This is a genomic window from Candidatus Dependentiae bacterium, from assembly GCA_016871815.1.
Classification (GTDB): Bacteria; Babelota; Babeliae; order Babelales.
Window position 1 is genome coordinate 20,270 of the sequence record VHBT01000009.1, and the last position, 6,864, is coordinate 27,133.

The window sequence follows — 6,864 nt, forward strand, 5'->3', positions numbered from 1 at the left end:
GTTATTCGATTAAATCGGTTACGGCCTCAATGATTGCTTCTTCTTGTTTGAATTGTTGAGCAATTTGACGTGCTTTAAGCGCGTTTACTAATGTATCAACAAGGTTCCATGTGACGATTCCCGCGTAAGCACCAACAAGTCCTTGCTCGAAGATGATTGCGATAAGATACGAAGTTGGCAAAAATACCCCGTAAGTTGTAATCATGCTTGCTCTCATAAGGAAAGCTGTTTGTTTGGCACCATTTAAGTATCCACGGAACATGAAATTTGTCATTACGATAAACTGATTAAACGCGATGATTTTGATGAGTGTTGCTGCATTTTGAGCCACAATTAAGTCTGTTGGGCTGAAAATTAACGCAATTTCGTACGCATAAGCAAAAACTGCTATACCAATAATTCCTGCACAGCAGAGAGCTGTTCCTGTAACACGAACAGCGACGTGCCAAAGATAGTTAGTTTGTTTTCCACCGATTAGTTGTGCGATCAACAGAGACATGGTGAACATGAAGGCAAGGCCTGGAATGTATGATATGTGAAAGACTTGTGCTGCAACACCAAAAGATGCAGATGCATTTTGTCCAAGAGCTTCTAGGATTCTGTTGAAAATAAGCATTGCCATAAATCTAAAACCAGCATGAACACCAACGCTTGATGCGCTTTTGATATAATCACCAAGAATTGCTTTAAATGATGTTCCAAGTCTGTAAAAAAGAGATTTAAATCCTTGGGTATAGAGTGCACCGAGAGCAAAAAGTGCTGAAATGATGTATGCAAGAAGAGTTGCGTATGCAATTCCTTCGATACCCATTGGTTCACAAAAATAGAGGTTAACGGGAATTTTGCAGACAAATGGAATAACGATAAAGTCGATTCTGCCCCAAACAAATACACAGTTGAGTATGATATTTAATGATTGTGCAATCAGTGTAATGATCGTTGGAATTACTACTCGATTTGTGCTGCGAAACATGCCATCGATAACAAATGTTGCAAAGGTGAACCCACCAGAGGCCATGATAATTGGTAAATAGCGAATACCGAGTTGTTGAATTTCTGGTGTTTTGCTAAAGGTTGCGTAAATGAGAATCGCAAGTGGTTTTCCTAAAATAATCAAAAGGATTCCAAGAATTGCAGAAATGGCGAGCCCGATTCGACCAACATGATACATGTCTTCTTCGCGTTGAGCTCCAAAAAATTGAGAAGCTAGAATTGTTGTGCCAAGACGTAGGCCTTCAAAAAACGCCATGATCATATTCCACGAGGTATGAGCGATCGTAAGCGCGGAAATTGCAGCGCTTCCAAGTCCGCCAGCAAAATACATATCAACAAGTCCAACGGCCATAAGCGTTGCCTGGGAAATAAATGTTGGAAATGTTAATTGGATAATTTTAAAAAGAGAAAAGTTTTTTTTCATCGTAAACCGCAGTACTGTAAAAAACGAATTACATCAATGTTATGCGCGAGAAGTATACACTGATTTTAAAAAATTACGCATGGAAATGAACAGAGAGCGAAGAAAAAGATCGTTTATGGATGCTTTTTAAGTGGAATTTATAAAAATAGAGCTTGAAAATGTTTTAAACGCTGGAGCTTTGGTGACCAGAGTTTGGATGTCTTGAAATGTTGTGCTGCGTAAAAAAAGGTGTCTGGTTTCAACGCCGCCGATTTTTTTCATGAGAGGTTCTACTGGTCCAAGCACAACAATTGGAAGATTTTGGTTGGAGATAACTTCTTGTAGCGCTTTTTTGTATTGATGTATTTCGTCGATTAAAACGGTTTCTTTTTTGTTGAAGAATTCGATTTGTATGAGCCGTGTGAATGGTGGATATGCAAGCTCTTGACGCATCAGCAATTCATTTTCGCAAAACGCAGGGTATTTTTCTTCGCTGATGTATGAAAAAAGATCATCGTTGCTCATTGATTGAATGATAACTTCACTGTGTTCTTGTTCTCTGCCGGCCCTGCCTGCAACTTGAATAAGTTTTTGTAAAACACTTTCGCGCGTGTGGTAGTCTGGAATTGCAAGACCAAGGTCTGCCCATACAATCCCAACAAGAGTTACTTTGGGAAAGTGGTATCCTTTTGTAATTAGTTGTGTTCCGATGAGGATGTCAATTTCTCCTTGTTTGAACTTTTTAACATCTTCAAGCCACTCGCGTTTCTTTTTTGTAGAATCTAGGTCAGCTCGCGCAACTCGTGCATCAGGAAAAAGTTTTTTGACGATTGTTGTAAGTTGCTGAGTTCCGATTCCTTTCATGAGTAGGGGGAGCTCTGATTTATGACATTTTTTGCAGGTGGTTGGCACTGCGCATGCATATCCGCAATAGTGGCATGAAAGGGAAAAAGAATTGTTTTCTAGCTCGTGAGGAGTAAGTGAAACAGAGCAAGCCTTGCAAGTAACAAATTCGCCGCACGACTGACATTGCGCAGAAAAGCTATATCCTCGACGATTGAGGTACAAAATCACTTGTTCTTTTTTTTGCAATCGATCAGTAATCGCTTTTTCCAGCTCGCGGGTAATCCAAAAAGAAGCGCGCTTCTTAGGAGAATCTTTGAGCGATGCGTGAATGATAGAGGGAAACTTTCCACGAAACCGTTTTGATAGAGTGCATTTTTGGATAAGACCCCGCTTTTCTCGGTAAAGCGTTGAGAGGCTGGGGGTTGCAGATCCAAGTACGATAGGGCAGTTGTATAGTTGGGCTCGCCAGAGCGCCATTTCTTTCGAATTTATTTTTGGATGGCGTTTTTCCTGAAAGCCTCGTTCGTGTTCTTCATCGACGATGATTAGTCCAAGGTTTGAAATTGGTAACAAAACAGGAAGGTGAACGCCTAAGATGACGCAGGGAGTTTTATTTAAAAGGTTATTCCACAGCGTCTTTTTCGCAGAAATTTTTGAACTTGAATGAAATGAAAACACAAGGTGTGGAGTTGTGAGCTGAGCTTTAAAAATAGCTTCAAATTGCAATGCAAGCGCAACTTCGGGAAAGAGGCACAAGATCGTTTTTTTTTGCTCAAGAGCTGTTTTAATGAGTTTTTTATATACTTCTGTTTTGCCAGAGCCGGTAACGCCATGGAGTAGAAATGGCTTGTATGTCTCTTGAATTATTGCGGGTGTAATTGTTGCAATTGCAGCCGCCTGTTCGTTTGAAAGTATGACATCTGGGACGGTTTGTACCGTAATTTGCGTTGAGCTATCCAATTCTTCTGGCTTTGATTGAATTGATGAGATGAAGCGTTGATAGAGCGTTGTTGGTGATACGAAATAGAAATGCCCAACTTTGTTAATAAACGATGAATGTTTGTTGTCTTTTGGGATTTCAAAGACGCGTATAATTTCACGAATGTTGGACACATTTATTTTTTGTGGTGGTTGGCTTGTGCAGCGTTGCACAAGCGCAGGAAAAATTTGGTTACGCAAAGGAACTTCAACAAAAGAATCAATAAAAATTAATGATTCTTTTGTTGGTGGGACCTTATACCACAAGGGCTCTTGCCATCCGGCCAAAAGCCATACTTGTACATACACGAAATAAAACCTTTTAGAGTTATGATTAATCAGTCTTCACTTTTTTTTTTAGTTTCAGCTTCAGTTTCGGTCCTAACTGCAGCTTCGATTATAAGTTGTTCAGGCTTTTTAAAGAGAGCTCTTTCTGCGTCTATTCTGCGCTTGACTCGTCTTGGGCAGCAGACTCCTAATAAGTAAATTATTTTTGCTGGTTTAGGTTTAATGTCAAATCCACAATGTCCTGGTGTTGTTCTTTTCGAAAGAACATCATACTCATATCCATAATTAAATGTTTTGCATTCAGGGCAGTCCCTCAGAATTGTTTCTGTTTTATTTGGATGTTTAATAACGTATTTTCGTCCAGAAGGAGTCGTTGAACATGATTTTAAGGGTTTATTATAAGATAAATCTATGTCGTCTTGATTGCAAAGAGCTCGTGTGTGTTGTTTTAATTTATAACCACATTTTACTTCTCCAGTTTTCGGATCGCGTATTTGATAGGTTTCGCAAGTAGCACAAAGCTGAGCATTTGTTCTTGTCATTTTAATAAGAGGAAGTTCAGGATCTGAGGGGGATGGAGTAAATGTATGAGGTTCCTGCTCGTACAAAGAAAAATAATTAAAAAAATCATTGCCGACAAATCCTTCTTTTGGCATGCTGCCAAAAGGTTCTAGTCTAAACAACGGTTTTGGCATGAAACTTGGAAGCGCTACTCCGCGTCCTGGAGAGATTAGAGCTACAAAAAAAATTAATTTTATAATTTTTAAAAAAAGGTTTTTTAAATTTAGTTTTGCCATTATAGAAAGACCACCTTGGATTTATTGTTTAAATTTACTAATTAATGAGCTTATGAAATAAAAAAAAAATAGGCCAGAAGCTTACAAAAAAGGCCTTTTTTTATAAAAAATCTATTTATGAACTCTTTGAACTTGGAGTGTACATGTTTTCTTTTAGGTACAAGGGGGTGAGTTTTGACGATTGATTTTGGGTTGAGCAGAAAAGCAAAAAACCACTTTTACTTAGAATTTCAAGGGGGGCAAGTTCAATCTGCGGAAAAAGTTCTACTTGATTTGAGTTGAAGGCTGAATTGATCTGGTCAGTGCATAATACAATACCGTTTCCAGAAAAATATATTTTGATGTTGGGGTATTTTTTAGCAATTTCATCCAAAAGAAGAGCTGTTTTTTTGTATCCAGCAGATTTTTTGGTGATAATTTCTTTTGCATCAAAATTTATTTCATAAATTCCATAATAAGACTCAGCGTTATACGCATTAAGCAAACAAATTATGATAAATGACCGATGAGAGTGGTTTTCAGATAAAATGTGACTTAGGGTTGCTTTTGCAAGTTCATCAAGGCCATCAAGGCCGACAAGAGGTATTTTGAGGGCAAAGCCAAGAGCGTTGACCGTAGAGAGTAGTACCCGCAATGAACTAAATGCGCCTGGTCCTTGGTCAATAATTATTCCTGAGAGCGCTTCAAGCGTTAGATTATTTTTTTTTAAGATACTTTGAGCGAGAGGAACTAATGTTGAGCTCGCTGTTTTGCTAACTTCCTGGACCGAATCAATCAATTTTTCGTTGCAAGAGATACCGATGGAGAGATTTTTGTAGCTGCACTGGAGGACCAGGAAGTGAGAAGTCATGTGTTTACTCGTCTTGATCTTTTGCTCGTTGCCGTTGATAAAAGAGGCTGAAAGCGTTTTCTTTTAGGCTGTTTTCTTTCTTTTCAACAACTTTACCACAATTTAAACATTTCCACCCTTTAAAATTGATGAATGTGTTTAAAAAAGTTTGGGTTACCATTAACCCTTCGCACTTTGGACATCTCATAAAATTCTCCTGTATTGTCAAAAATAAAAGACAATAAATTGTTAAATTTATTTGACGAGTAATTCATGCAGCTTTTTTTGATAATAGTATAGGCGAGCTCCTTTCTGCTATCACCCTACGGGATTTTGATTGTTAAGATAAATAATCTTCTTGAGTGGCTTTTTTGAAGGCTTGTGCATCCAAATAATTTTGTAAAATAAAAGCAGCGGCTATTGAATGTTCTTTGTTTTTGTCGCCTTTTTTTTGTGTGTTTTTTTCGATCATTACTGATTGAGCTCGCTTGCTTGAAAGGCGCTCATCGCAAAACTCGTGAGGGATATTTTTTTTAATTTTGGTATTAAGTTCTTGTAGCAGAGAATTGGCTTGTTGTTTTATTTTTTCTGTTTGCTCGCTGGATGTTCCACGCATTGTTGTTGGAAGCCCTACAATAATTTTTTCGATATGTTCTTGCTTGAAGATTTGAATTAATTCGTTCACAGCGGTATCTACAGTGGCTGTCTTGAGTGGTCGACAGGTCATTTGAAGTCCATCAGAAATTGCAATTCCAACCCAGCGATCGCCAAGATCGAGTCCTAATACTTTCATTGCAGACACCTTTTATCATTAGAATGGTATTTTTACAAGCATAAAATCATTTTTCATGCTTGTAAAAATACTTGATTTATCGCATATCTGAATAACTTTGATTAATCACTTTTTGGAAGGCCTCTGTATCCGTGGGCGCACCCTTTGAGGTATATCCAGTGGGAATGCCATTCAATAGATGGGTGTTTTGCTGATTCATGCCTAGCAAGTTGATCTGAAATTGATTTAAAAAAGCCATCATTTGCTTCTTTTTTGGCAGCTTCGCCTTCAGCAAGACCATTTTTGTATCGAGTCATCAGGGCTGCTTGAGTTTCGGGGGATGTCTTTTCGTGCTCAAATTGAATAGCAGCAAGTCGTCCTTGCCAATATTCAAGACTGACGACAGCTCCTGGTGCTCCAAGGTTAGTTTCAAAAAAATGTACGTGCCAGGATGCTTCATTGAGCAATTGTTGGGGAGAATATTTTTCGCAAAGCTTTTGCCCTTCGTAACGACCAGTTTCGTAGTGGGTTTTTGGGGATTGTGGGCTATGATCTGTATCCATGGCTGAGACAGAGCTGATAACGGTACTCGCTGGAGAGGTTGACGGCGTTGACGGGGTGTCTTCTGTTGATGAAGGTTCGGCATGATCTCTTGGTGCTGGTGATGGTGATCGTCGATGTGGTGAGCTCGTGGATGATCTGGGAGAATCTGCGCTTGCGGATCTTGCAACAGTAGCTGGCATTTCTTGTGCTGTTGGAGCCGGTGCTGCCAGAGGCAAGCTCGGGACAGGTCGCGGTGCGCTCCCTTCTTTCTTTCTTTTTTTCTTTTTCGTAACTTTTTCAGTGGGGGTTGCGGCTGTTGTACCAGCTGTTGTACTAGCTGTTTTTTCTTGGCTTGCTTTTTTATGAGCTTCTTTTTGAGCTTCAAGCCTTTGTCTTTCGCGCTCGGCAAGCTCGA

Annotated in this window: 5 protein-coding genes; all 5 read right to left on the reverse strand. The window is 39.2% G+C overall.

Annotated elements, in window-relative coordinates; genetic code table 11:
- Nucleotide 1: 1 nt before the first annotated feature.
- Nucleotides 2-1,417: an MATE family efflux transporter gene (locus FJ366_02395; GenBank protein MBM3894422.1), complete on the reverse strand. Its 1,416-nt coding sequence runs from the start codon at nt 1,415-1,417 to the stop codon at nt 2-4.
- A 126-nt stretch (nt 1,418-1,543) separates the two neighbouring features.
- Nucleotides 1,544-3,562: a primosomal protein N' gene (gene priA, locus FJ366_02400; GenBank protein MBM3894423.1), complete on the reverse strand. Its 2,019-nt coding sequence runs from the start codon at nt 3,560-3,562 to the stop codon at nt 1,544-1,546.
- On the reverse strand, nt 3,559-4,305 hold the full coding sequence (locus FJ366_02405; protein MBM3894424.1) for a hypothetical protein: 747 nt from the start codon (nt 4,303-4,305) through the stop codon (nt 3,559-3,561). The genes priA and FJ366_02405 overlap by 4 nt, the downstream gene beginning before the upstream one ends.
- A gap of 115 nt (nt 4,306-4,420) precedes the next feature.
- Nucleotides 4,421-5,155 carry a tRNA (adenosine(37)-N6)-threonylcarbamoyltransferase complex dimerization subunit type 1 TsaB gene (gene tsaB / locus FJ366_02410; protein ID MBM3894425.1) on the reverse strand — a complete coding sequence of 245 codons (735 nt, stop codon included), beginning with the start codon at nt 5,153-5,155 and terminating at the stop codon, nt 4,421-4,423.
- 319 nt (nt 5,156-5,474) lie between these two features.
- Nucleotides 5,475-5,936 (reverse strand): Holliday junction resolvase RuvX, encoded by a 462-nt coding sequence (gene ruvX, locus FJ366_02415; GenBank protein MBM3894426.1) that lies wholly within the window; start codon nt 5,934-5,936, stop codon nt 5,475-5,477.
- Nucleotides 5,937-6,864 lie beyond the last annotated feature (928 nt).

What these genes read in the sequence shown, in the direction of transcription:
- FJ366_02395 (MBM3894422.1), bottom strand. Translation starts at nt 1,417, where the DNA reads ATGAAAAAAAACTTTTCTCTTTTTAAAATTATCCAATTAACATTTCCA.
- FJ366_02405 (MBM3894424.1), bottom strand. Translation starts at nt 4,305, where the DNA reads ATGGCAAAACTAAATTTAAAAAACCTTTTTTTAAAAATTATAAAATTA.
- tsaB (MBM3894425.1), bottom strand. Translation starts at nt 5,155, where the DNA reads ATGACTTCTCACTTCCTGGTCCTCCAGTGCAGCTACAAAAATCTCTCC.